The following is a 23,863-nucleotide window of genomic DNA, read 5'->3' on the forward strand; positions in this document are numbered from 1 at the left end:
TTCATTAGATTGCTTGCGCCCCACCCCACAAGGGACGGCGCAAGCCGGTTAACCAGAAACCCAGGAGATCCCCATGGCGTTTAACATGAAAAACCGCAGCTTGCTCAGCCTGATGCACCACACTCCGCGTGAGCTGCACTTTCTGCTGGATCTGTCCCGCGACCTCAAGCGCGCCAAGTACACCGGTACTGAAGAGCCCCATCTGAAAGGCAAAAACATTGCGCTGATTTTCGAAAAAACTTCAACCCGCACCCGTTGTGCATTTGAAGTGGCCGCCCATGACCAGGGCGCGCACGTCACCTACATTGATCCGGTTTCTTCGCAAATCGGTCACAAAGAAAGCATGAAAGACACCGCCCGCGTTCTGGGCCGCATGTTTGATGCCATCGAATACCGTGGCTTTGCCCAGGAAATCGTCGAAGAACTGGCGAAATATGCAGGGGTACCGGTGTTCAACGGCCTGACCGCTGAATTCCACCCGACGCAAATGATCGCTGATGCGCTGACCATGCGTGAAAACAGCGACAAACCGCTGCACAGCATCAGCTACGCGTACCTGGGCGATGCACGCAATAACATGGGTAACTCGCTGCTGATGATCGGTGCCAAGCTGGGTATGGACGTGCGGATCGGTGCACCGAAAAGCCTGTGGCCAGAAGAGTCATTCGTGAAGCAGTGCAAGGAATTCGCCAAGGAAAGCGGCGCTAAAATCACCCTGACCGAAGACCCTAAAGCAGCAGTCAAGGGCGTGGACTTCATCCATACCGACGTATGGGTATCGATGGGCGAGCCGGTTGAAGCCTGGAACGAACGCATCAAGCTGCTGCTGCCGTATCAGGTCAATGCCGAGATGATCAAGGCGGCAGAAAATCCGCGCGTGAAATTCATGCACTGCCTGCCAGCGTTTCACAACTGTGAAACCAAGGTTGGCAAGGACGTGGCCGAGCACCATCCAAACCTGAAAAACGGCATTGAAGTGACTGAGGAAGTGTTTGAGTCCCCGGTGAACATCGCCTTTGAGCAAGCAGAAAACCGCATGCACACCATCAAGGCAATCCTGGTCGCAGCGCTGGCTGACATCTAAGGCCCGCGGGTTTCGTGTGGGAGCCGGCTTGCCGGCGATGACATCACCCCGGATCAGGACTCCGACCGGGGCGTCTGCATCGCGAGCAAGCCCGGCTTCTGCGGGACTCAAGTCGCTCCCCGCTTTTTATAAGGACACTTTTTATGCGTATCGTCGTAGCACTGGGCGGTAACGCCCTCTTGCGTCGCGGTCAGCCCATGACTGCAGAAAACCAGCGCGAAAACATCCAGACCGCAGCTCAGCAAATCGCCCTCATCGCCCCCGGTAACGAACTGGTGGTGGCCCACGGCAATGGCCCGCAAGTCGGCCTGCTGTCGCTGCAAGCGGCTTCCTACTCCGCCGTCGATCCTTACCCGCTGGATGTGCTGGGTGCTGAAAGCGAAGGCATGATCGGTTACATGATTGAGCAGGAACTGGGCAACGTATTGCCCAAGGAAACACCACTTGCCACCTTGCTGACCCAAGTCCAGGTCGACCCAAAAGACCCGGCTTTCAAGAACCCGACCAAGCCGATTGGCCCGGTTTACAGCAAGGCCGAAGCTGAAAGCCTGGCCGCGGAAAAAGGCTGGAGCATCGCCCCGGACGGTGACAAGTTCCGGCGTGTGGTCGCCAGCCCCAAACCCATGCGCATCTTCGAGATCCGCCCGATCAAATGGATGCTCGAAAAAGGCACCACCGTCATTTGTGCGGGCGGAGGCGGCATTCCAACCATGTATGGCGAAGACGGCAAACTCAAGGGCATCGAGGCTGTTATCGACAAGGACTTGTGTTCGTCGCTACTGGCGCAGGAACTCAAAAGTGACTTGCTGGTGATTGCCACTGACGTTGTCGCGGCCTTTATTGACTGGGGCAAGCCTACGCAAAAAGCTATCGCCCAGGCGCATCCGGACGAACTGGAAAAGCTCGGCTTCGCCAATGGCTCCATGGGGCCCAAAGTCCAGGCGGCTTGCGAGTTTGCCCGCAATACCGGCAAGACCGCGGTCATCGGCGCGCTGGCGGATATTGAAGCTATTGTTCAGGGCAAAGCCGGTACCCGTGTCAGCACTGAAAAGCCTGGCATCAGCTACTTTTGAACCATAGGGCAGACCTCGCGGTCTGCCCTTTATCCCCAAGCATTCAGGAGTTGCCCTATGGCCTCGTTCGAACCCGGTCACCTGCATATCCATCGTGAGCCCCTGCAACCGGGTGACTTCGGGTATGACATCAAGATCGATTACCAGGTCGTTCAAGATCCCAAGGAAGGCAAGTCGATGCAGTTCGACATGCACGGCCAGATCAACCAAAAGGATTTCAAGGAGTCGTTCACCCTGCCCAAGGACAAGTGGTTCGACTTCGCCAGGGTGGCCTTCAAGATTGCCGTGGACCACGGCATACCCAGCACGGCCAACATCCTGTCGATGCACAAGTATTACGACCTGATGTTCAAGGACGTGCGCCAGCAGCTCGACGTGCAACTTGGCGACCCGGTCAAGCCCGAACACCTCGAATAACCCGAGTACTTTAATCGCCGGCAAGCCGGCTCCCACAAGGTTTGTTATCGGCATCAATGTTGTGGGCGCCGGCTTGCCGGCGATACAGCCAATGTCTCCCCGCCCTGCGATTTCACCAATATCCCGCGCCAAGGCATACTGGCCGCTTCTGCTGGCCAAAAGTGCTCACTGCTCCCATGCGTATCCATGTCAGTTTTATCGACCGAGTCGGCATCACCCAGGAAGTTCTGGCGTTGCTCGGCGGGCGCAACCTCAACCTGGATGCGGTGGAAATGGTCCCGCCCAACGTGTATATCGACGCCCCGACCCTGAGCCCGCAAGTGCTCGACGAGTTGCGCGAGGCGCTGTTCAAGGTCAATGGCGTACAGACGGTGACGGTGGTCGACATCCTTCCCGGTCAACGCCGCCATCTGCAACTTGACGCTCTGCTCGCAGCCATGACCGACCCGGTACTGGCTCTGGACAGCGCGGGCCACGTACTGCTGGCCAACCCGGCGCTGGTTGCCCTGTATGGGCATGAACCCACCGGTGAAAGTATCGGCGAACTGTTCAGTGACCCGGGGTTGCTCGATGTATTGCTGGAGCACGGCTTCCGCCTGCCATTGCGCGAAGTCACCCTCAACGGCCACCCGCTGATGCTCGACGCCACACCGATCACCGATGCCGGCGCCCTGCTGACCCTGTATCAACCGAGCCGCATCGGTGAACGCCTGGCCGCGCTGCATCACGACCACGCAGAAGGCTTTGACGCGCTGCTCGGCGACTCCCCTGCCATTCGTACCCTCAAGGCCCGGGCGCAGCGTGTAGCAGCACTGGATGCGCCATTATTGATCCAGGGCGAGACCGGTACCGGTAAAGAACTGGTCGCGCGCGCCTGCCATGCCATCAGCGACCGTTTTGGCGCCCCCTTTTTGGCCTTGAACTGTGCGGCACTCCCGGAGAACCTGGCCGAGAGTGAACTGTTCGGTTATGCCCCTGGCGCCTTCACCGGTGCCCAGCGCGGGGGTAAACCGGGGCTGATGGAACTGGCCAACCATGGCACGGTGTTCCTCGACGAAATCGCGGAAATGTCGCCTTACCTGCAAGCCAAGCTGCTGCGCTTTCTGAATGACGGCAGCTTCCGCCGGGTAGGCGGCGAACGCGAGGTCAAGGTCAATGTGCGGATCCTCAGCGCTACCCACCGCAACCTCGAAAAAATGGTCAACGAGGGTTCTTTTCGCGAGGACCTGTTCTATCGCCTGAACGTGCTTAATATCGAAGTGCCGCCACTGCGCGAGCGCGGCCAGGACATTTTGTTGCTGGCACGCACCTTTATGCAGCAGGCCTGCACTCAGATTCAGCGCCCCGTGTGCCGCCTGGCACCCGGCACCTATCCGGCGCTGCTGGGTAATCGCTGGCCCGGTAACGTGCGGCAATTGCAGAACGTGATCTTTCGTGCCGCAGCAATCTGCGAAAGCACCCTGGTCGACATTGGCGACCTGGACATTGCCGGTACCTCGGTTGCACGCCAAAGCGACGGCGAGGTTGAAACCCTGGAGCATGCGGTCGAAACCTTCGAGAAAGCCCTGCTCGAAAAGCTGTATGTCAGCTACCCCTCGACCCGCCAGCTGGCCAGCCGTCTGCAAACCAGCCATACCGCCATTGCCCACCGCCTGCGCAAGTATGGAATCCGCGGCAAGGCCTGACCTGCTTCAGCTCCCATGAAGCTACCGTATCGAAATCATTCCACTGGATCGATTTCGATACACTCCCTTCAGCCCCATGCTGTGCAAGGCCATGATCCTCATAGCTTTTTTTCCAGCCTCCGGACTGTAGTGATTTCGCTACAGATCAGTTTTCAATCTGCGCTCTAGAAACTTTCAAGGCGTTGATAAATATAGATATTTTTAAACTGGCAGCCATTTTGCAGTGATCTCCTCAATAAGCTCGACCTGCACGAGCATTAACCTGTGACCACCAGACATGTCTGGCCCTGAGGAGTTTGCATGAGCCAATTGCGTTTTACTGAAGACCACGAATGGCTACGCGCCGAAGCTGACGGCAGCGTGACCGTGGGTATCACCGCGTTTGCGCAAAACGCTCTGGGGGATGTGGTGTTTGTCCAGCTGCCCGAGTTGCAGTCATACGACAAAGGCGCAGAAGCCGCCACCGTTGAGTCGGTCAAGGCGGCCAGCGGCGTCTACATGCCACTGGACGGTGAAGTGCTCGAAGTAAACCCGGCGCTCGAAGACAGCCCGGAACTGGTTAACGAAGACCCACTGGGGCAAGGCTGGTTCTTCCGTTTCAAGCCTGCTGATGCGAACGCCGTCGACAAGCTGCTGGATCAAGATGCCTACGACCGCCTGATCAAAGCTCAAGACGACAACTGAGGAGCCTGCCATGACCATCGATCTCAGCACTGCCAATGAATTCATCGCCCGCCACATCGGCCCGCGCCAGGCCGATGAGCAAGCCATGCTCGCCACCCTCGGGTTTGACTCCCTTGAAGGCCTGAGCGCCAGCGTGATCCCTGAAAGCATTAAGGGCACCAGCGTTCTCGACTTGCCGGCCGGACAAAGCGAAGCCGATGCGCTGGCCTCGATCAAAGCCATTGCCGCCAAAAACCAGCTGTGCAAAACCTATATCGGCCAGGGCTATTACAACTGCCACACCCCCTCGCCGATCCTGCGCAACCTGCTGGAAAACCCGGCCTGGTACACCGCCTACACCCCGTATCAGCCAGAAATTTCCCAAGGCCGCCTCGAAGCCCTGCTCAACTATCAAACCCTGATCAGTGATCTCAGCGGTCTACCGATTTCCAACGCTTCATTGCTCGATGAGGCCACCGCCGCCGCCGAAGCGATGACCTTCTGCAAGCGTTTGAGCAAGAACAAAACCAGCCACAGCTTTTTTGCTTCCAGCCACTGCCATCCGCAAACCCTCGACGTGTTGCGCACCCGTGCCGAACCATTGGGCATTGAGGTGGTAGTCGCGGATGAGCGTGAACTGACTGATGTGTCGGCTTTCTTCGGTGCCCTGCTGCAATACCCGGCAAGCAACGGTGACGTGTTCGACTACCGCGACCTGGTTGAGCGTTTCCACGCTGCCAATGCGCTGGTGGCCGTTGCCGCTGACCTGCTGGCCTTGACCCTGTTGACGCCTCCGGGCGAGTTTGGCGCCGACGTGGCCATCGGCAGCGCCCAGCGTTTCGGTGTCCCGCTGGGCTTCGGTGGCCCGCATGCGGCTTACTTCGCCACGCGCGACGCATTCAAGCGCGACATGCCAGGGCGTCTGGTCGGTGTTTCGGTTGACCGTCACGGCAAACCGGCATTGCGCCTGGCCATGCAAACCCGCGAGCAACATATCCGCCGCGAGAAGGCCACCAGCAACATCTGCACCGCACAGGTCCTGCTCGCCAACATCGCCAGCATGTATGCCGTGTATCACGGCCCCAAGGGCCTGACCCAAATCGCCCGGCGCATTCACCAGCTGACCGCGATTCTGGCCAAGGGGCTGAGCGATCTGGGGCTGAAGGTTGAACAAACCGCCTTCTTCGACACCCTGACCCTGAACACCGGCAGCCAGACCGCCACCCTGCATGCCAAGGCTCACGCCCGGCGCATCAACCTGCGCGTAATCGATGGCCAGCGCCTGGGCCTGTCGCTGGACGAAACCAGCAGCCAGTCCGATGTAACCGCACTGTGGGCGTTGCTCGCGGCTGACGGCCAGGCACTGCCTGATTTCGACGCACTGGCCACTGCGGTGACCGGCACCTTGCCGACGGCGCTGCTGCGCCAGTCGCCGATACTCAGCCACCCGGTATTCAATCGCTACCACTCTGAAACCGAGCTGATGCGCTACCTGCGCCGTCTGGCCGACAAAGACCTGGCCCTGGATCGCACCATGATCCCGCTGGGCTCGTGCACCATGAAGCTCAACGCCGCCAGCGAAATGATTCCGGTGACCTGGGCCGAGTTCGGCAACCTGCACCCGTTTGCACCCGCTGAGCAAAGCCTTGGCTACCAGCAATTGACCACCGAGCTGGAAGCGATGCTGTGCGCGGCCACCGGTTACGACGCCATCTCGCTGCAACCGAATGCCGGCTCCCAGGGTGAATACGCCGGCCTGCTGGCCATTCGTGCCTATCACCAGAGCCGTGGTGAAGAGCGTCGCGATATCTGCCTGATCCCGTCCTCGGCACACGGCACCAACCCGGCAACCGCCAACATGGCCGGTATGCGCGTGGTGGTGACGGCGTGCGATGCACGGGGCAACGTTGACATCGAAGACCTGCGCGCCAAAGCCATCGAGCACCGTGATCACCTGGCGGCCCTGATGATCACCTACCCGTCGACCCACGGCGTGTTCGAGGAAGGCATCCGCGAAATCTGCGGCATCATTCATGACAACGGCGGCCAGGTGTACATCGACGGCGCCAACATGAACGCCATGGTCGGCCTGTGCGCACCGGGCAAATTCGGCGGCGACGTATCCCACCTCAACCTGCACAAAACCTTCTGCATCCCGCACGGCGGCGGCGGACCGGGTGTCGGCCCGATCGGGGTCAAATCGCACCTCACGCCGTTCCTGCCGGGTCACGGCACCATGGAGCGCAAGGAAGGCGCGGTCTGCGCGGCGCCGTTTGGCAGCGCGAGCATCCTGCCGATTACCTGGATGTATATCCGCATGATGGGCGGCGAAGGCCTCAAGCGTGCTTCGCAGCTGGCGATTCTGAACGCCAACTACATTGCCCGCCGTCTCGAAGAGCACTACCCGGTGCTGTACTCGGGCAGCAACGGCCTGGTGGCGCACGAATGCATTCTTGACCTGCGCCCGCTCAAGGACAGCAGCGGCATCAGCGTCGACGACGTAGCCAAGCGCCTGATCGACTTCGGTTTCCATGCTCCGACCATGTCGTTCCCGGTAGCCGGCACACTGATGATCGAGCCGACCGAGAGTGAATCCAAAGAAGAACTGGACCGCTTCTGCGAAGCCATGATCCGCATCCGCGAAGAGATTCGTGCGGTGGAAAATGGCAGCCTGGACAAAGAAGACAACCCGCTGAAAAACGCTCCGCACACCGCTGCCGAAATGGTCGGTGAATGGACTCACCCCTACAGTCGCGAACAGGCGGTGTATCCGGTGGCATCCCTGATTGAAGGTAAATACTGGCCGCCGGTTGGCCGGGTCGACAATGTGTTCGGCGACCGCAATCTGGTGTGTGCTTGCCCGTCGATCGAAAGCTACCAGGAGGCGTAAACACCCAATAAACCTGTAGGAGCGAGCTTGCTCGCGAGCTGTTACGCAACGAGAAGCTCGCGAGCAAGCTCGCTCCTACAGGGATGTTTTTTTGCCAACAAACCTATAAGAAACCGGAGAACCCCATGTCGTTAAGCGTGTTCGACCTGTTCAAGATTGGCATCGGCCCCTCCAGTTCCCATACCGTCGGCCCCATGCGCGCAGCCGCGCGTTTTGCCGAAGGTCTGCGCCGTGATGACCTGCTGCAAGACACTGCCTGCGTAAAAGTTGAACTCTACGGTTCCCTCGGCGCCACCGGCAAAGGCCACGGCAGCGACAAGGCCGTGCTGCTGGGCCTTGAAGGCGAGCACCCGGATACCGTAAACACCGAAACAGTCGCCGAACGTCTGGCCGCTATTCGCAACAGCGGGCGTTTGAACCTGCTGGGCGAGCACCCCATCGATTTCAATGAAAAATCGCACCTGGCGATGATTCGAAAACCCCTGCCCTATCACCCCAACGGCATGATTTTCCGGGCGCTGGATGGCGCCGGGATTCAGATCCGCAGCCGCGAGTATTACTCGGTGGGCGGCGGCTTCGTGGTGGATGAAGGCGCGGCAGGCGCTGATCGCATTGTCGAAGACAGCACGGCGCTGAAATACCCGTTCAAAACTGCCAAAGACTTGCTGCGCCATTGCGTCACCCACGATCTGTCGATCAGCCAGGTGATGATGGCCAATGAAAGCGCCTGGCGCCCGGAAGCAGAAACCCGCAGCGGCTTGCTGAATATCTGGCAAGTGATGCAGGACTGCGTGAGTGCAGGTTGCCGCAACGAAGGTATTTTGCCGGGTGGTTTGAAGGTCAAGCGGCGAGCCGCCGCGCTGCACCGGCAGCTGTGCGCCAACCCCGAGGCCGCACTGCGCGATGCGCTGTCAGTGCTCGACTGGGTGAACCTGTACGCCCTGGCCGTGAATGAAGAAAACGCCAACGGCGGCCGGGTGGTCACCGCGCCGACCAATGGAGCGGCGGGGATCATTCCGGCGGTTCTGCATTACTACATGCGTTTCATTGGCGGGGCCAATGAGGACGGCGTGGTGCGCTTCATGCTGACGGCTGCCGCCATCGGCATTCTGTACAAGGAAAACGCGTCAATCTCAGGCGCCGAAGTGGGCTGCCAGGGCGAAGTCGGCGTGGCTTGCTCCATGGCCGCCGGCGCGTTGTGTGAAGTGCTGGGCGGCAGCGTGCAGCAAGTCGAAAACGCTGCCGAAATTGGTATGGAGCACAACCTTGGCCTGACCTGCGACCCCATTGGCGGGCTGGTGCAGGTGCCCTGCATCGAGCGCAACGCAATGGGCTCGGTCAAGGCCATCAACGCCGTACGGATGGCCCTGCGCGGCGACGGACAGCATTTTGTCTCACTGGACAAGGTGATCCGCACCATGCGCCAGACCGGCGCCGACATGAAAAGCAAATACAAAGAGACTGCCCGCGGCGGTCTGGCCGTAAACATTATTGAGTGCTGATTTTCAAGGAGTCACGAATGTCCACCGAACAACTGCTTAAAACCCCGCTGCACGCACTGCACCTTGAACTCGGTGCCCGCATGGTGCCATTCGCCGGTTATGACATGCCGGTGCAATACCCGTTGGGCGTGATGAAAGAACATCAACATACCCGTGAACACGCCGGGTTGTTCGATGTGTCGCACATGGGGCAAATTCGTTTGAGCGGCACTGATGCGGCCAGGGCACTGGAAGCTCTGGTACCGGTAGACATCATCGACCTGCCGGTTGGCATGCAGCGCTATGCCATGTTCACCAATGAACAAGGCGGCATCCTGGACGATCTGATGGTTGCCAATCTGGGTAATGACCAGCTGTTTCTGGTGGTCAACGCGGCCTGCAAGGACCAGGACCTGGCGCATCTGCGCAAGCACCTGGGCGCACATTGCAGTATAGAGCCGCTGTTTGAAGAGCGCGCCTTGCTCGCGCTGCAAGGTCCGGCCGCCGTGACTGTGCTGCAACGTCTGGCGCCAGAAGTGGCAAAAATGACCTTTATGCAATTTGCCCCTGTCACGCTTCTGGGAGTCGAATGCTACGTCAGTCGTTCGGGTTACACCGGAGAAGACGGCTTTGAAATTTCGGTTCCGGCAGAACACGCAGAAACTCTGGCACGCCGTCTGCTCGCCGAGCCAGAGGTACAGGCCATTGGCCTTGGCGCACGAGATTCCCTGCGTCTGGAAGCCGGCCTGTGCCTGTACGGGCATGACATGAACGAAAACACCACGCCGATTGAGGCCAGCCTGCTCTGGGCGATCTCGAAAACCCGTCGCGCCGACGGTCTGCGGGCCGGCGGTTTCCCCGGTGCCGACGTCATTTTCGCCCAGCAGCAAAACGGTGTAGCGCGCAAGCGTGTGGGCCTGCTGCCCCAAGAGCGCACCCCGGTACGTGAAGGCGCTGAAATCGTTGACGCCGAAGGTACGGTCATCGGCACTGTGTGCAGCGGCGGTTTTGGGCCGACACTGGGCGCACCTCTGGCAATGGGCTACTTGGATACAGCATTTACACCGCTGGACTCTGAGGTGTGGGCAATCGTGCGCGGTAAACGTGTACCGCTGAAAGTGTCGAAGTTGCCATTTGTTCCACAGCGTTATTATCGCGGCCACGTCTAAAGCTAATTAATACAGTTGCATGCTCACGTGACATACGTGCCATGCAACTGCCACAAAACAGTGCAAACTTTCGATAGCGAAAACACAGTTACAAACATGAGCACAATTGAACCCCGCTATGATGAATAACCTTTAAAACCCGCCCCGAAAAACATTGCAAACCAGACGGGGCGCGGCCTGTAAGAGGGGCTTGTATTTTCATTTACGGTTTCGTAAAGTTTGCCCACTGTGTTTGCATGGGTCGCTGGAATCGTGACCTGGGCAGTAGCTTAATGTTTGCTACAACCCGTTCTGCGTCTCTTACTTTCCTGCAACCCAGCACCAGTCCTCTTTAAATACAAAGAGGCTGTCATTAATTGTTAGCGTCAAGGAATTAAGAAATGTCCCAACGTCAGAGCGGTACCGTAAAGTGGTTTAACGACGAGAAAGGTTTTGGTTTCATTACTCCGGAAAGCGGTCCGGACCTGTTTGTGCACTTTCGCGCTATTCAGGGCAATGGCTTCAAGAGCTTGAAAGAAGGCCAGAAAGTGACCTTCATTGCAGTCCAGGGCCAAAAAGGCCTGCAGGCTGACGAAGTGCAAGCCGAAGGCTAAGCATTCTCGCGTTGAAAAGCCTCTGATGCTGACATCAGAGGCTTTTTTATTGGTGTAATTCCGTAAGATGGCGGTTTTCCTTCACGAGACCCTGCCATGTCGAAACAACCACTTAGCCCTCAAGGCGACTTTCCCGCCGTTGGCCTGGGGCGCCGCCTGGCAGCTATGTTTTATGATTTTTTGCTGTGCACGGCCCTGCTTATTGTCACCACGTTCATCTACAAACTGATCATGATGAGCTTTATCGGCGAAGCCAAGATGCGGGCGTTGTCCGAGTCGGGGGCATTGGATGGCGACCCGCTGCTCTCAACCATTTTGTTTTTTGTACTGTTCGGCTTCTTTGCGAAGTTCTGGACCCACTCCGGGCAAACCCTGGGCATGCAGGTCTGGGGCATACGGGTACAGAATGCCGATGGCACCGCAATCAGCCTGTGGCAGGCTCTGCTGCGCTTTATCGTCTCCATCGGCTCCTGGCTGTGCCTGGGGCTCGGGTTTGTCTGGTCGATATTCGACAAGCACAACCGCACCTGGCACGACATGTACTCCAGTAGCCAGCTGGTACGCATTCCCAAGCCGAAGAAATAAAAAAAGCCCGTATCTCTCGATACGGGCTTTTTTTATTACCGGGAGACATCAGAGCTGCAGGAGCACGCGTGCGCCTGCAGTTCAGCTGCGCCCCTATTCAGCCAGTTTGAAGGTAATGAAGCTGGCACGTCCCTGACGCAGAACCCGCATCGATACCGAACGGTTCTTCGGCAATGCCTTGGCAATTTCAGTGAACTGTTTGCCATTAGTGATTGCCTGGTTGTTCAGATGAGTAATCACATCGCCTGGCTGCAGGCCAATCAGGGCAGCCGGGCCGTCCTGCACGTCCTTGATGATCACGCCACCCTTGATGTCATTGGCTTTCTTCTGCTCTTCGCTCAAGTCCGCCACGGACACACCCAGGCGATTGCTGCTCAGTTCTGCACCTGCAGCGGAGGTCATTTCTTTCCCTTCATCAGGGATAGCCCCCACGGTCAGATCCAGGGTTTTGCGCTTGCCGTCACGAACCACTTCAAGGGTCGCCTTGCTGCCGGCCTTGAGTGCGCCCACCAGATGCGGCAGGTCTGCGGACATCACGATCGGCTGACCATTCATGCTCAGGATCACGTCACCCACTTGCAGGCCACCTTTGGCAGCAGGACCGTCGTCAAGCACCTGGGCCACCAGCGCACCGGCCGGTTTATCCAGACCAAACGACTCGGCCAGGTCTTTGTTGACCTCTTGAATCACCACGCCCAACCAGCCACGGCTTACCTTGCCGCCTGCTTTGAGCTGATTGGCAACATCCATCGCCACATCGATAGGAATGGCGAAAGACACGCCCATAAAGCCGCCGGAGCGGGTATAGATTTGCGAGTTGATACCCACTACTTCGCCCGTCAGGTTGAACAACGGGCCACCCGAGTTACCCGGGTTAATCGGCACGTCAGTTTGGATGAACGGCACGTAGCTTTCATTGGGCAGGCTGCGACCGATGGCGCTGATGATGCCTTGGGTCACGGTGTGGTCAAACCCGAACGGTGAACCTATGGCAACCACCCACTGACCGGCCTTGAGGTCCTGGGATTTGCCCAGTTTTAAAACTGGCAGGTTCTTGCCGTCGATTTTCAGCAATGCGACGTCGGAGCGTGGATCTGTGCCGACCAGCTTGGCTTTCATTTCACTGCGGTCAGACAGGCGCACGATGATTTCATCCGCATCCGCAACCACATGGTTGTTGGTCAGGATGTAGCCGTCCGGCGAGATGATGAAGCCAGACCCCAGGGACTGGGCCTCACGCTGACGCCCCCCCTGGCCGCCACTGCCAGGCGGCAGGCTGCGTTCAAAGAAGTCCCGCAGACCAGGCGGCAGGCCTTCCAGATCGGGCATTTGCCCCATGCTGGAGACTTTGCGATCGGGCAGCTTTTGCGTGGTACTGATGTTCACCACGGCCGGAGAGGCCTGCTCGACCAGTTGCGTGAAGTCAGGTAACTGTGCTTCAGCAAGGACCGGCACTGCCTGCCCGAGCATCAGCACGGCTGCAAAAATGGGTAAGTAAGATTTCAATCGAGGCATTGATTTACAGCTCCCGTTAATAGCAAGCAGAGTTAAGCGACAAGCACCAAAAAACTAAGGGCAGCATAGACCTTTTTTTTTGGCCCAGAAAACAAACAAGGCCAGAGCCTTGCGGGCTCTGACCTGTATATAGAGATAAAATGTCTGGTGAATCTGAACGCTCACCGATCATTTCCGAACACCACTATGGCTTGCCCTGCGGAGCAGGATCGTTCTGACCGGCACGCATCGAGAGCGCAATCCGCTCTGCGGTACCCATCGGAATCTCCCCCACAACCGTGGCCATCATGTCACCCCCGGGGTAGTGAGATGCCTGGAGACCGCAACGGTCGGGCCCAGTTGTAACCGCGTATCGGGTACAGAGCTGCCCTTCAGTGGCTCAAGAAACACCGAGAAGCGCGTCAAACCATCGTCGTACAAAAGGCTGGTAACTTCAGACTTGGTCTGAGGGTCATTGCGCACAGTACTGCTGATCAGTTCAAAACCCGGAGGTAACCAGTCTGAATGCCAGACATGGGTAGTTTTGACCGCGGATGGCGCAGGATCAGACGCGACAACAGGACGGCATTTACCGGTGGGCTTGAGCTCACTGTCATCCGGAGGCGTTGTATCAAGAGTTGTAAACTGGAAACGCTCAAGCAACTGCCCCTTGTCATTGAGTAACAATGATTTCAGTGCCAAACCTGTTTCGTTATCCAGATACAGTTCAACCCCGTAGCGATGCTGGTCGCGAGGCGTGAAAGCAATGACGGATACAGGCCGGCCAGCGACCCGTGAGTCGCCAACCTTTGCGACTGAATACCAGTCATTAAGGCGCTCGGTGTTGAGCTGTCGCGCGGTGGTGACCGGAGTATCTCCGAGCCCGGAGATAATCTTGCCACTGACGCACTCGGTGCGACCATCTGCACGAACAACCTCTTGCGCAGCTCCGTCCAGTTGCATCAGTCGTTCACGCACGGACCCGTCTTGCACCAGGTGCCAGATACCATGGGTAGAAAAACTGCCGTTGCGTTCGTAGACGAAAGTGCCCTGGTAGCTTTGCTGTTGCTCGGCCTGCCCGAGGCGTTTAAGCCAATCTCTGGCTTCATCGGCCTGGGCAGGAACAACAAATAAACCAGTGAGCAGAAAAGGTAGCAGAGGTAGGACGCGCATGATGGTCCTTAACGGTTTTCCAGGCTGGCAGCACGAGCATAAGGCAGAGGGCTTTCAGTACCCTTCAACGCGGCTTGCTGTGCATGCTGGCGCAGGTAACCCGGCAAACGCTGATCTTGCCATCCAGGTTGACCTTGCAGAACGCCGTTAGCCATTGGACCGGTGGCCTGGTCGGAGCTCTCGCTGTAGTTCGCCAATACTGCCGGGCCTTTCACCATCGGAGCACTCAGGCTCTGCGGAGCATTTTGCTGCGCCAGCTGGTTACCGACAATATCATCCTGGTTGTACAGTCTTACACCCGCCAATACAGCAACTGTGACCGAGGCAGCGACGGCCAGACGACCGATACCGCGCCAAGGGCCACGTACGACTTTGGCAGGCGTCTGCTCTTCGGCCAAAGCGGCCGAAACGGCTGATGCGATGTCCAGATTTGGAATCAACAAGTCCTTGTGCATCACAGCACGTGCCAACTGGTAACGGGACCAAGTATCACGTGTTTGTGTATCGTCAAAGGCACTTAATACCCGACGTAATTCCAGTTCGTCCGCTTCGTTATCCATCACCGCGGACAGCGATTCCTGCAGGGCTTCACGACTCATGGCGGTTCCTCTCTTGGCTATCGCCGCTGTCTCAGTTTTCCTGCAACAACGGCTGCAGGGCTTTATCGATGGCTTCCCGAGCGCGGAAAATCCGGGAGCGCACGGTACCCACCGGACATTGCATGACACTCGCAATGTCCTCGTAACTCAGACCATCAAACTCACGTAAAGTTAACGCCGTACGCAAATCTTCTGGTAATTGCTGAATGGTGCGGTGAACCGTGCCCTCAATCTCGTCACGGAGCAAAGCACGCTCCGGCGACTCAAGATCCTTGAGACCGTGATCACCATCATAAAATTCAGCGTCTTCAGAACTCACATCGCTATCAGGAGGACGTCGACCGCGGGACACCAAATAGTTTTTCGCCGTGTTGATAGCAATACGGTACAGCCAGGTATAAAAGGCGCTGTCACCGCGAAAATTACCTAGTGCCCTGTAAGCCTTGATAAAGGCTTCCTGAGCGACATCCTGGGCTTCATGGGTGTCGTGCACAAAACGCACGATCAACCCGAGAATTTTGTGCTGATACTTCAACACGAGCAGATCGAAAGCTCGCTTGTCGCCGCGCTGTACGCGCTCGACCAGCTGCTGATCCTCTTCCTGGGTTAGCATGAATACTCCTCATAAGACCGGGAGGAAGAATGCTTTGCTAATTGATCAGGCTTGCAAACATAGACTCGGCTTTTACGCAAAAGTTCTCTCCCCCCTGGCAAGTTTCCTGCGCACTCTGATTTGGCACGCACGAAAACGCAGCTCGGGCCTGCCCGGCTGCGTCGATAATCTTGTCGTCAAATTCAACAGCTGGGGTCAGATCGAAAACCCGCTGCACATTCGACGCTGTTCTCCCATATGAAGGCCAACCCTCTATGGAGCCCCTGGCCTCAGGAAAAGTTCAAAACCTCATACGAAATCAAGCCATATGAGCGCTAGCAACAAGCCTAGGCCTGAGTTGCTGCGGGCGGATGCCGATTAATTGTGCAAATCGCCATGCAGGCCCCACAACTCTGAGGCACACTTCCTGCCCGCTGTACTTTCCCTATGCCACAAAAGCCCGGCTATTGTGCCGATCCCCCCCTCTATATACTAGTGGGCGCTTTTTTTGCGGATCCAAGAAGAATGAGCCAACATTTTCAACATGATGTGCTGGTGATTGGCAGCGGCGCTGCCGGTTTGAGCCTGGCCCTTACACTGCCGGGGCACATGCGTATTGCAGTGCTCAGCAAAGGCGATCTGGCCAACGGCTCGACGTTCTGGGCACAGGGCGGAGTGGCCGCCGTCCTCGATGACACCGACACCGTGCAGTCTCACGTCGAAGACACCCTCAACGCTGGAGGCGGCTTGTGTCATGAAGACGCAGTGCGGTTCACCGTCGAGCACAGCCGCGAAGCCATCCAGTGGCTGATCGACCAGGGCGTACCCTTCACCCGTGATGAAGACGCAAACCCAGAACAGCCGGGCTTTGAGTTCCACCTCACCCGCGAAGGCGGGCACAGCCACCGGCGAATTATCCATGCCGCTGACGCCACCGGCGCTGCCATTTTCAAAACCCTGCTCGAGCAAGCCCGCCAACGACCCAACATTGAATTGCTTGAGCAGCGGGTCGCCGTTGATCTGATTACCGAGCGCCGGCTGGGCCTGGAAGGCGATCGCTGCCTGGGGGCTTATGTGCTCAACCGCAGCACGGGAGAGGTCGAGACCTACGGTTCACGCTTCACCATTCTGGCCACAGGTGGTGCCGCCAAGGTCTACCTCTATACCAGCAACCCCGACGGTGCCTGCGGTGATGGCATTGCCATGGCCTGGCGTTCCGGGTGTCGGGTGGCGAATCTGGAATTCAACCAGTTCCACCCCACATGCCTGTACCACCCCCAGGCCAAAAGCTTTCTGATTACCGAAGCGTTACGTGGCGAAGGCGCACACCTCAAACTGCCTGACGGCGAGCGCTTCATGCATCGTTTTGACCCGCGCGGGGAGTTGGCGCCACGAGATATCGTCGCCCGCGCTATTGACCACGAGATGAAGCGCCTGGGTATCGATTGCGTGTATCTCGATATCAGCCACCAGTCAGAAGCCTTCATCAAAACGCACTTCCCGACTGTCTATGAGCGCTGCCTGGAGTTCTCCATCGACATCACCAAACAGGCGATCCCGGTGGTGCCGGCAGCACATTACACCTGCGGCGGGGTGATGGTGGACGAGCATGGCCACACCGATGTGCCGGGCCTGTATGCCATTGGTGAAACCAGCTTCACCGGTTTGCATGGCGCCAATCGCATGGCCAGCAATTCGCTGCTGGAGTGCTTTGTATATGCCAAGTCGGCAGCGGCCGACATCCTCGCCCAACTGCCCCAGGTGGCCACGCCTGTCGCCCTCCCTGACTGGGATGCCAGCCAGGTCACGGACTCGGATGAAGATGTGATCATTGCCCACAACTGGGATGAATTGCGGCGCTTCATGTGGGACTACGTCGGCATCGTACGCACCAACAAACGCCTGCAACGGGCACAACACCGCGTACGTCTGCTGCTGGATGAGATTGACGAGTTCTACAGCAACTACAAAGTCAGCCGCGACCTGATTGAACTGCGAAATCTGGCGCAAGTGGCCGAACTGATGATCCGCAGCGCCATGGCGAGAAAAGAGTCGCGAGGCCTGCATTACACCCTCGACTACCCGCACATGCTGCCCGAGGCCCTGGACACTATTCTGGTGCCGACCACCTACGTCGGCTGAATTTCAGCCGCACGCGCAAGCGCCGGTGCTGATCCGGCGCCAGCGCGTCACGGGGAATGCATACCGTGCGCACCCAGCGTTCATTGCACACTCTGAAGCGCACGATCACCACACTTGGCAACGCTAGGCTGTCACGACGCAATTGAACGGCCTGCCAGCCCCTGGCACGGTTCCATAACTGCCAGCCGTCGGCATCCCGGCGCAACCCGCTATAGGCCGAGCAGTGGGTCAAGCGGATGTGGCGCCCCAGCACCCAATAACCATGGGCCAGACACAGCAAAATACCGGACACACGTGCCCAGACAGGAATCGACAGAAGGCAAATTGAGATCAGCGCCAGGGTCTGGGCTGCAAGACATGCCGCCAGCAATTGCCCGGAGGCACGCCAGCGGCACTCGAAATAATTACTTGGGCTGGACACGATCCAGAATCATGCGAACCATGCGCTGCAACTCCGGGTCCTCGGACTCTGCGCGTTCCATGAACCAGCCGAACATATCCTGGTCTTCGCACTCAAGCAGCTTGCGATAGCATTCACGATCGACATCATTAAGGGTGGCGTACACTTCCTTGACGAAAGGCACCAGCAACACGTCAAGCTCCAGCATGCCGCGACGGCTGTGCCAGTAGAGACGATTGAGTTCAACATCTTCGACCATGGAGCGCTCCTCAAATAGAGCGCAAGTATACAGCCCGATCCGCCATAGAACAGTCGGCTTTGGTCGCCAGGCATTGAACTACCCATTTGCAGGTCGCACCTCTATGATGTATCCCAGACTTTATTACCTGCGATGACCCATGGCCGACTCTGCTTTTTTCTGCACCCTTTCTCACGAAGGCGTTCTCGCCGTTATCGGCAATGACGCCAGCAAGTTCCTGCAGGGGCAGCTGACCTGCAACCTCAACTATTTGAGCGAGACGCGCTCGAGCCTGGGTGCACGCTGCACGCAAAAAGGCCGGATGCAGTCCAGCTTCCGCATTGTTCTTGAGACCGAAGGTTGCCTGCTGGCGATGGCTCGCGAACTGGTCGAGCCGCAGTTGGCAGACCTGAAAAAATATGCCGTTTTCTCCAAGTCAAAACTGACCGACGACAGCGCCAGCTGGGTGCGCTTTGGCCTGCACCAGGCAGATGCCGCGCTGGAAAGCCTGGGCCTCCATCTGCCAGCCGAAACCGACAGCGTAGTCAGAGCCAACGGTTTGATCGCCATTCGCGTCAGCGAGGGCCGGGCCGAGCTGTGGGCAGCTGCTGAGCAGACAGAAAGCCTGGAGCAACACCTCAAAGCGCAACTGGTTGAAGCCGACCTCAATCAATGGATCCTTGGCCAGATTCGTGCAGGCATCGGCCAGGTCATGCCCCAGACCCGCGAACTGTTCATTCCGCAAATGCTCAACCTGCAAGCGGTAGGCGCAGTCAGCTTCAAAAAAGGCTGTTATACCGGGCAGGAAATCGTCGCGCGCATGCAGTATCTGGGCAAACTCAAACGCCGCCTCTACCGCCTGCGTCTTGAGTCTGACGAACTGCCCGCCCCCGCAACGCCACTGTTTGCACCTGCTCATGGCAGCAGCGTGGGTGAAGTCGTGATGGCTGCCCATGCTGAAAACGGCATCGAGCTGCTTTGTGTCCTGACCGCCGATGCCGTAGAAGTGGGTGAAATCCATATAGGTGATGCGCAAGGTCCAACTCTTTCGCTGCTTGACTTGCCGTACCAGCTAGACCGTGACCGTGAGATCCAGCGCTAATTGCCACACCTTGCTAGAGAACAGAAATGAGTACGTTGGCGCACAAGGTCCAAATGGACTTGATTAAGGCCATCGATAAAGATGACCTGGTTTTGCCCACGCTACCGGAAGTGGCGTTAAACATCCGCAAAGCAGCAGAAAACCCTGAAATCAGCGTAAGTCATCTGAGTAAAGTCATCGGTCGCGACACTGCGCTGTCGGCGCGACTGATTAAGGTCGTCAACAGTCCGCTGCTACGAGCCCTCTACGAAGTCACCGACCTGCATACCGCCATCACCCGCCTGGGCGTCAACTACAGCAGTAATCTGGCGATCGGACTGGTGATGGAACAGATTTTTCATGCCCGTTCGCAAGTGGTCGAAAACAAAATGCGCGACGTGTGGCGCCAAAGTCTGGAGATCGCCGGGATTTGCTACACCCTGTGTCGTCGATACACCTCACTCAAGCCTGATCAGGCGGCACTCGGAGGGCTGGTCCATCAAATTGGCGTGCTGCCGATTCTGACCTACGCCGAAGACCACAATGAACTGCTGTTCGATCCGGTGTCGCTGAATCACGTCATCGAGAGCATTCATCCGCGCATTGGCGACAAGCTGCTGGCGGTGTGGGAATTCCCCGAAATGTTGCTGAAACTCCCCGGCCAGTACCAGGACTTCACTCGCGACTCCAAGGTCATCGACTACATCGACCTGGTACAAATCGCGACCCTGTTCTGCTCTCAAGGCAGCAACGCAGTTGCGGGTCTTGAGCTGAGCACCCTGCCCGCCTTCAAAAAACTGGGGGTGGATGCCGATGACCAAAAGTTCCAGGACGATCTGAACGCGGCACGCGGGATGTTTATCTGAAGCCAGATCAAAACCTGTAGTCGCTGCCGAAGGCTGCGATGGAGCGCGTAGCTGTCCCGAATGTCCTTCGCCCCTTATCGCAGCCTTCGGCAGCGCCTACAAGGTTTGCGTACGCCCTCCGGCCAGCACAAAACTCACCCGTACTTTCAACCCGCCCTGCGCGCCATCGTGCAGGCTGATCGGTGCCAGGTGCGCACGACAAATCTCTCCGACTATCGCCAGCCCGAGCCCCGAGCCTGCCACCTCATGGTTGCGTCGATAAAAGCGCTCAAACACTCGCTCGCGGTCTACAAGGGGGATGCCCGGCCCGTCGTCTTCAACCTCAAGCACGGCATGGGGCGTTACACGCAGAATCACATTACCGCCCTTCGGCGTATGGGCCAGTGCGTTGTCCACCAGATTGCTTAACAATTCACTCAACAATGTGGGCTCGCCGCGCATCCACACTGGCTGATCCGCCTCAAGCGCCAAGGCTACGCCCCGCGCATGGGCGAGTGGCGCCATGGCCATTCCCAGCTCACGGGCCAACTGGCTGAGATCGAGCAACTGCGCCCCGCCTTCGGCAATGGCGCGCGCGCCGTTTTCAATCCGCGCCAGCGATAGCAGCTGATTCGCCAGCTGGGTCAAACGGTCGGTGTCATTCGCTGCCTGTTCAAGGGTCATGCGCCAGGTCTGCGCGTCATTGGCCCGCAAGCCCAATTCGAGCCGGGCCTTGAGCACCGCCAGGGGGGTGCGCAACTCATGGGCGGCGTCGGCAATAAATTGCGCCTGGCGCTCAAACTGACCACGCAAACGCTCGGTAAAGTGATTGAGCGCCTGCACCAATGGCCGCAACTCTCGCTGTACCGACACCAACGGCAGTGGCCGCAAGTCATCGGGCTGGCGCTCCTCAACCGCGGTGCGCAAACGCTCCAGCGGTCGCAATGCCGCACTGACCGCAAACCACACCACTATTAATGCCCCCAGCCCCAACATGCCCAGGCGCAATAATGTGTCGGCCATCAAACTACGCGCCATGGCCACGCGCGCCTCGTCAGTTTCGGCAACCCGAATTTCCGCCATGCCATTCATGTTGGGCTCACTCACGGCCTTGAGCAGGCTCACCACCCGCACGTTTTGCCCCTGATACTGGCCGTTATAAAACCGTGCCAGAGCCGGGTAATCATCGGTACGCGGGGTACCCGCAGGCGGAGCCGGCAACTGTTCATAACCGGAAATCAGCTGCTGATGAATGTCGTTGACCTGGTAGTAGATACGTCCGGCGCTGTCGTAGGCAAAAGTATCGAGCGCGACATAAGGGACATCGGCACTCAAGCTGCCATCACGTTGCGACAGACCGGCAGCAATAGTCCGTGCCGAGGCCAGCAGGGTCCGGTCATAGGCCGTGTCGGCAGCTTCACGGCCATTGAAGTAAGCGCTGAAACCGCTGGCCAGCATCAATGCCACCAGCAACAGCGAGAGATTCCACAATAAACGCCCGCGCAAACTGTCGAATTTAAACATCGCGGCCTTCCAGCAGGTACCCCAGGCCCCTGAAGGTCACAATCGCTACCGCCTGGCCGTCGAGTTTTTTACGCAGCCGGTGAATATAGATTTCGATGGCATCAGAACTGGCTTCCTCGTCCAGGCCAAATACCTGGGCCGCCAGTTGCTCCTTGCTCATGACCCTTCCGGGCCTTGCGATCAACGCCTCAAGCACCGCTTGCTCGCGCGAAGTCAGGATCAGCAATTCATCGCCAAGGGTGAAGCGTCGGGTTCCCAGGTCGTACACCAGAGCTCCGCACTGCTGCTGACGCTCCCCGCCCAGCACACTTCGGCGCAGCAGGGCTTTGACCCTTGCCTCAAGCTCAGTCAGTTCGAAGGGTTTGGCCAGATAGTCATCAGCCCCAAGATTAAGCCCGTGTACCCGGTCTCTGACATCGCTACGCGCCGTCAGCATCAATACCGGCAGGGTCTTGCCCCGACTGCGCAAACGCGCCAGCACTTCAAAACCGTCCATGCGTGGCAACCCCACATCCAGGATCGCCACCGCATACTCTTCGCTGCTCAAGGCCAGGTCGGCAGCCACGCCGTCGTGCAGTACATCCACGGTCAGCCCCGTGCTTTTCAAGGCCTGGGCAACACTCTCGGCCAACTGCAACTGATCCTCGACCAAAAGTACACGCATCGGATTTACCTCATTATTTTTATGCAGGCCGGGGGCCTGTCTTTGCGCGGAGTGTACAGACGGCAGAAATACTGTGAAGTGCGAAAACCGTGAAAGGCCAATGAAAGGCAACTGAAAGGTTCGCGAAAGGTTGGCTGATTAGGATCCGGAAATGGACAGTTACAACTGTCATAACGTATCGCCCTGAAAAACGCCTCGAAGCGTTTTCGCCAATAAGAACAATAATGGAGCACCCCGCATGCTGACGCTTCAGCCCGATGCCCGCCGTCTTTGTGTTTCCCCCGTGTCGATCCAACACTGCAACTGGCTTGCGAATGACTTCCTGTCGTCTTCATTTTGTCCGCAATACGCCTGAGGCCCCACGCCAGCCCTGCGCGATCGTTGCCCGCGCGTAACGGCAGCAGCGAACAACACCAGCCCCCTAAAAACAAAAACGCCTGTGGAGACACCATGAACCTATCACTGCGCACCGTCGCTCTCGCCGCCAGCTGCCTGCTATTCACTGGCCAACTGATGGCTGAACCGAAACGCCCGGAATGCATCGCACCGGCCTCCCCGGCGGTGGTTTCGACCTCACTTGCAAGCTGGCACAAAGCGCACTGGTGAACGAAAAGCTGCTCAGCAAACCGATGCGCGTGACGTACATGCCCGGTGGCGTTGGCGCCGTTGCCTACAACGCCGTGGTCGCACAGCGCCCGGCCGACGCCGGCACGCTAGTGGCCTGGTCCAGTGGTTCGCTGCTCAACCTTGCGCAAGGCAAGTTCGGTCGTTTCGATGAGAACGCCGTGCGCTGGCTCGCCGCCGTGGGTACCAGCTATGGCGCAATTGCGGTGAAAAGCGATTCGCCCTACAAGAACCTCGATGATCTGGTTCAGGCCCTGAAGAAAGATCCAGGCAAAGTGGTCATCGGCTCCGGTGGCACTGTCGGTAGCCAGGACTGGATGCAGACGGCCCTGATCGCCAAGGCCGCCGGAATCAACCCGCGTGACTTGCGCTATGTAGCCCTCGAAGGTGGCGGTGAAATCGCAACGGCCCTGCTGGGCGGGCACATTCAAGTAGGCAGCACCGATATTTCCGACTCCATGCCGCACATCCAGAGCGGTGATATGCGCCTGCTCGCAGTGTTCGCCAATGAACGCCTCGATGACCCCGAGATGAAGAACATCCCGACCGCCAAAGAACAGGGCTACGACATTGTCTGGCCAGTGGTGCGCGGCTTTTACCTGGGGCCAAAAGTCAGCGATGAAGACTACGCATGGTGGAAAGACGCTTTCGACAAACTGCTGGCCTCTGACGAATTCGCCAAGCTGCGCGATCAGCGTGAACTCTTCCCCTTCGCCATGACCGGGCCGGAGCTGGACACCTATGTGAAAAAACAGGTGGCCGACTACAAAACCCTGGCCCAGGAATTTGGCCTGATCCAGTAACCGTCGCCATCCGCTGGCTGAGCCCCTGGATATGGGGGGCTCCG

The 23,863-nt window shown here is 58.1% G+C and carries 20 protein-coding genes and 2 pseudogenes; 14 read left to right on the forward strand and 8 right to left on the reverse strand.

The window, feature by feature from the left end:
* Positions 1 to 73 precede the first annotated feature (73 nt).
* The 10 genes from AOC04_RS14810 (at position 74) to AOC04_RS14855 (ending at position 11,640) form a co-directional block, all read left to right on the forward strand.
* Positions 74 to 1,084 carry an ornithine carbamoyltransferase gene (locus AOC04_RS14810; RefSeq protein ID WP_060694623.1) on the forward strand — a complete coding sequence of 337 codons (1,011 nt, stop codon included), beginning with the start codon at positions 74 to 76 and terminating at the stop codon, positions 1,082 to 1,084.
* Positions 1,085 to 1,227: 143 nt separating this feature from the next.
* Positions 1,228 to 2,157 carry a carbamate kinase gene (gene arcC, locus AOC04_RS14815; protein WP_060694625.1) on the forward strand — a complete coding sequence of 310 codons (930 nt, stop codon included), beginning with the start codon at positions 1,228 to 1,230 and terminating at the stop codon, positions 2,155 to 2,157.
* A gap of 57 nt (positions 2,158 to 2,214) precedes the next feature.
* The gene (locus AOC04_RS14820; RefSeq protein WP_060694627.1) at positions 2,215 to 2,574 is read left to right on the forward strand and encodes a DUF5064 family protein; all 360 of its coding nucleotides are present in this window, start codon (positions 2,215 to 2,217) and stop codon (positions 2,572 to 2,574) included.
* A 176-nt stretch (positions 2,575 to 2,750) separates the two neighbouring features.
* Complete coding sequence (locus tag AOC04_RS14825) at positions 2,751 to 4,259, forward strand: sigma-54-dependent transcriptional regulator (protein ID WP_060694629.1); 1,509 nt, start codon at positions 2,751 to 2,753, stop codon at positions 4,257 to 4,259.
* A 300-nt stretch (positions 4,260 to 4,559) separates the two neighbouring features.
* Entirely contained in the window at positions 4,560 to 4,943 is a 384-nt protein-coding gene (gcvH, locus tag AOC04_RS14830) for a glycine cleavage system protein GcvH (RefSeq protein ID WP_060694631.1), read from the forward strand.
* A gap of 10 nt (positions 4,944 to 4,953) precedes the next feature.
* Positions 4,954 to 7,812, forward strand: a complete 2,859-nt coding sequence (gcvP, locus tag AOC04_RS14835) for an aminomethyl-transferring glycine dehydrogenase (protein ID WP_060694633.1) — start codon at positions 4,954 to 4,956, stop codon at positions 7,810 to 7,812.
* A gap of 125 nt (positions 7,813 to 7,937) precedes the next feature.
* Positions 7,938 to 9,314 (forward strand): L-serine ammonia-lyase, encoded by a 1,377-nt coding sequence (locus tag AOC04_RS14840; RefSeq protein ID WP_060694635.1) that lies wholly within the window; start codon positions 7,938 to 7,940, stop codon positions 9,312 to 9,314.
* 17 nt (positions 9,315 to 9,331) lie between these two features.
* A complete protein-coding gene (gcvT, locus tag AOC04_RS14845) occupies positions 9,332 to 10,462 on the forward strand; it encodes a glycine cleavage system aminomethyltransferase GcvT (protein WP_060694637.1) in 1,131 nt (376 codons plus the stop codon).
* Between the two features lie 380 nt (positions 10,463 to 10,842).
* The gene (locus AOC04_RS14850; protein WP_003440624.1) at positions 10,843 to 11,055 is read left to right on the forward strand and encodes a cold-shock protein; all 213 of its coding nucleotides are present in this window, start codon (positions 10,843 to 10,845) and stop codon (positions 11,053 to 11,055) included.
* Positions 11,056 to 11,151: 96 nt separating this feature from the next.
* Entirely contained in the window at positions 11,152 to 11,640 is a 489-nt protein-coding gene (locus tag AOC04_RS14855) for an RDD family protein (protein ID WP_060694640.1), read from the forward strand.
* A 93-nt stretch (positions 11,641 to 11,733) separates the two neighbouring features.
* On the opposite strand, the gene AOC04_RS14860 is transcribed toward AOC04_RS14855, so the two are convergent.
* From AOC04_RS14860 to rpoE, 4 genes and pseudogenes are all read right to left on the reverse strand, one after another.
* Positions 11,734 to 13,155, reverse strand: a complete 1,422-nt coding sequence (locus AOC04_RS14860; protein ID WP_060694643.1) for a DegQ family serine endoprotease — start codon at positions 13,153 to 13,155, stop codon at positions 11,734 to 11,736.
* 184 nt (positions 13,156 to 13,339) lie between these two features.
* Positions 13,340 to 14,307, reverse strand: a pseudogene (locus AOC04_RS14865) (MucB/RseB C-terminal domain-containing protein).
* Between the two features lie 8 nt (positions 14,308 to 14,315).
* Complete coding sequence (locus tag AOC04_RS14870; RefSeq protein ID WP_060694645.1) at positions 14,316 to 14,906, reverse strand: sigma-E factor negative regulatory protein; 591 nt, start codon at positions 14,904 to 14,906, stop codon at positions 14,316 to 14,318.
* A gap of 31 nt (positions 14,907 to 14,937) precedes the next feature.
* Complete coding sequence (gene rpoE, locus AOC04_RS14875) at positions 14,938 to 15,519, reverse strand: RNA polymerase sigma factor RpoE/AlgU (protein ID WP_003172477.1); 582 nt, start codon at positions 15,517 to 15,519, stop codon at positions 14,938 to 14,940.
* A 504-nt stretch (positions 15,520 to 16,023) separates the two neighbouring features.
* Here rpoE and nadB point away from each other — a divergent pair.
* Positions 16,024 to 17,640 carry an L-aspartate oxidase gene (gene nadB, locus AOC04_RS14880; protein WP_060694647.1) on the forward strand — a complete coding sequence of 539 codons (1,617 nt, stop codon included), beginning with the start codon at positions 16,024 to 16,026 and terminating at the stop codon, positions 17,638 to 17,640.
* On the opposite strand, the gene AOC04_RS14885 is transcribed toward nadB, so the two are convergent.
* On the reverse strand, positions 17,609 to 18,061 hold the full coding sequence (locus AOC04_RS14885) for a protein YgfX (protein ID WP_060694649.1): 453 nt from the start codon (positions 18,059 to 18,061) through the stop codon (positions 17,609 to 17,611). The two genes, nadB and AOC04_RS14885, sit on opposite strands and share 32 nt — an antisense overlap.
* Positions 18,045 to 18,299: an FAD assembly factor SdhE gene (locus AOC04_RS14890; protein ID WP_003440597.1), complete on the reverse strand. Its 255-nt coding sequence runs from the start codon at positions 18,297 to 18,299 to the stop codon at positions 18,045 to 18,047. The genes AOC04_RS14885 and AOC04_RS14890 overlap by 17 nt, the downstream gene beginning before the upstream one ends.
* Positions 18,300 to 18,438: 139 nt before the next feature.
* Between AOC04_RS14890 and ygfZ the strand changes: the two genes are divergently transcribed.
* Positions 18,439 to 19,380: a CAF17-like 4Fe-4S cluster assembly/insertion protein YgfZ gene (gene ygfZ / locus AOC04_RS14895; RefSeq protein ID WP_060694651.1), complete on the forward strand. Its 942-nt coding sequence runs from the start codon at positions 18,439 to 18,441 to the stop codon at positions 19,378 to 19,380.
* A gap of 26 nt (positions 19,381 to 19,406) precedes the next feature.
* Positions 19,407 to 20,225 (forward strand): HDOD domain-containing protein, encoded by an 819-nt coding sequence (locus tag AOC04_RS14900; RefSeq protein WP_060694653.1) that lies wholly within the window; start codon positions 19,407 to 19,409, stop codon positions 20,223 to 20,225.
* Positions 20,226 to 20,321: 96 nt separating this feature from the next.
* Here the strand turns inward: AOC04_RS14900 and AOC04_RS14905 are convergent, their stop codons facing one another.
* Together AOC04_RS14905 and AOC04_RS14910 are read right to left on the reverse strand one after the other, a co-directional pair.
* Positions 20,322 to 21,728, reverse strand: coding sequence for a sensor histidine kinase (locus AOC04_RS14905; protein WP_060694655.1), 1,407 nt, complete (start codon positions 21,726 to 21,728; stop codon positions 20,322 to 20,324).
* Positions 21,721 to 22,392 carry a response regulator gene (locus tag AOC04_RS14910; RefSeq protein WP_060694657.1) on the reverse strand — a complete coding sequence of 224 codons (672 nt, stop codon included), beginning with the start codon at positions 22,390 to 22,392 and terminating at the stop codon, positions 21,721 to 21,723. Before AOC04_RS14910 ends, AOC04_RS14905 begins: the two co-directional genes overlap by 8 nt.
* A gap of 450 nt (positions 22,393 to 22,842) precedes the next feature.
* Between AOC04_RS14910 and AOC04_RS14915 the strand changes: the two are divergent.
* Positions 22,843 to 23,819: pseudogene (locus tag AOC04_RS14915) on the forward strand (Bug family tripartite tricarboxylate transporter substrate binding protein).
* The last annotated feature ends 44 nt before the right edge of the window (positions 23,820 to 23,863 follow it).

The sequence above is a fragment of the Pseudomonas versuta genome (assembly GCF_001294575.1).
Classification (GTDB): domain Bacteria; phylum Pseudomonadota; class Gammaproteobacteria; order Pseudomonadales; family Pseudomonadaceae; genus Aquipseudomonas; species Aquipseudomonas versuta.

What these genes read in the sequence shown, in the direction of transcription:
- AOC04_RS14820 (WP_060694627.1), top strand. Translation starts at nt 2,215, where the DNA reads ATGGCCTCGTTCGAACCCGGTCACCTGCATATCCATCGTGAGCCCCTG.
- nadB (WP_060694647.1), top strand. Translation starts at nt 16,024, where the DNA reads ATGAGCCAACATTTTCAACATGATGTGCTGGTGATTGGCAGCGGCGCT.
- AOC04_RS14890 (WP_003440597.1), bottom strand. Translation starts at nt 18,299, where the DNA reads ATGGTCGAAGATGTTGAACTCAATCGTCTCTACTGGCACAGCCGTCGC.
- AOC04_RS14825 (WP_060694629.1), top strand. Translation starts at nt 2,751, where the DNA reads ATGCGTATCCATGTCAGTTTTATCGACCGAGTCGGCATCACCCAGGAA.
- gcvP (WP_060694633.1), top strand. Translation starts at nt 4,954, where the DNA reads ATGACCATCGATCTCAGCACTGCCAATGAATTCATCGCCCGCCACATC.
- AOC04_RS14900 (WP_060694653.1), top strand. Translation starts at nt 19,407, where the DNA reads ATGAGTACGTTGGCGCACAAGGTCCAAATGGACTTGATTAAGGCCATC.
- ygfZ (WP_060694651.1), top strand. Translation starts at nt 18,439, where the DNA reads ATGGCCGACTCTGCTTTTTTCTGCACCCTTTCTCACGAAGGCGTTCTC.
- AOC04_RS14860 (WP_060694643.1), bottom strand. Translation starts at nt 13,155, where the DNA reads ATGCCTCGATTGAAATCTTACTTACCCATTTTTGCAGCCGTGCTGATG.
- AOC04_RS14850 (WP_003440624.1), top strand. Translation starts at nt 10,843, where the DNA reads ATGTCCCAACGTCAGAGCGGTACCGTAAAGTGGTTTAACGACGAGAAA.
- rpoE (WP_003172477.1), bottom strand. Translation starts at nt 15,519, where the DNA reads ATGCTAACCCAGGAAGAGGATCAGCAGCTGGTCGAGCGCGTACAGCGC.
- gcvH (WP_060694631.1), top strand. Translation starts at nt 4,560, where the DNA reads ATGAGCCAATTGCGTTTTACTGAAGACCACGAATGGCTACGCGCCGAA.
- AOC04_RS14855 (WP_060694640.1), top strand. Translation starts at nt 11,152, where the DNA reads ATGTCGAAACAACCACTTAGCCCTCAAGGCGACTTTCCCGCCGTTGGC.
- AOC04_RS14905 (WP_060694655.1), bottom strand. Translation starts at nt 21,728, where the DNA reads ATGTTTAAATTCGACAGTTTGCGCGGGCGTTTATTGTGGAATCTCTCG.
- AOC04_RS14810 (WP_060694623.1), top strand. Translation starts at nt 74, where the DNA reads ATGGCGTTTAACATGAAAAACCGCAGCTTGCTCAGCCTGATGCACCAC.
- arcC (WP_060694625.1), top strand. Translation starts at nt 1,228, where the DNA reads ATGCGTATCGTCGTAGCACTGGGCGGTAACGCCCTCTTGCGTCGCGGT.
- AOC04_RS14870 (WP_060694645.1), bottom strand. Translation starts at nt 14,906, where the DNA reads ATGAGTCGTGAAGCCCTGCAGGAATCGCTGTCCGCGGTGATGGATAAC.
- AOC04_RS14840 (WP_060694635.1), top strand. Translation starts at nt 7,938, where the DNA reads ATGTCGTTAAGCGTGTTCGACCTGTTCAAGATTGGCATCGGCCCCTCC.
- gcvT (WP_060694637.1), top strand. Translation starts at nt 9,332, where the DNA reads ATGTCCACCGAACAACTGCTTAAAACCCCGCTGCACGCACTGCACCTT.
- AOC04_RS14910 (WP_060694657.1), bottom strand. Translation starts at nt 22,392, where the DNA reads ATGCGTGTACTTTTGGTCGAGGATCAGTTGCAGTTGGCCGAGAGTGTT.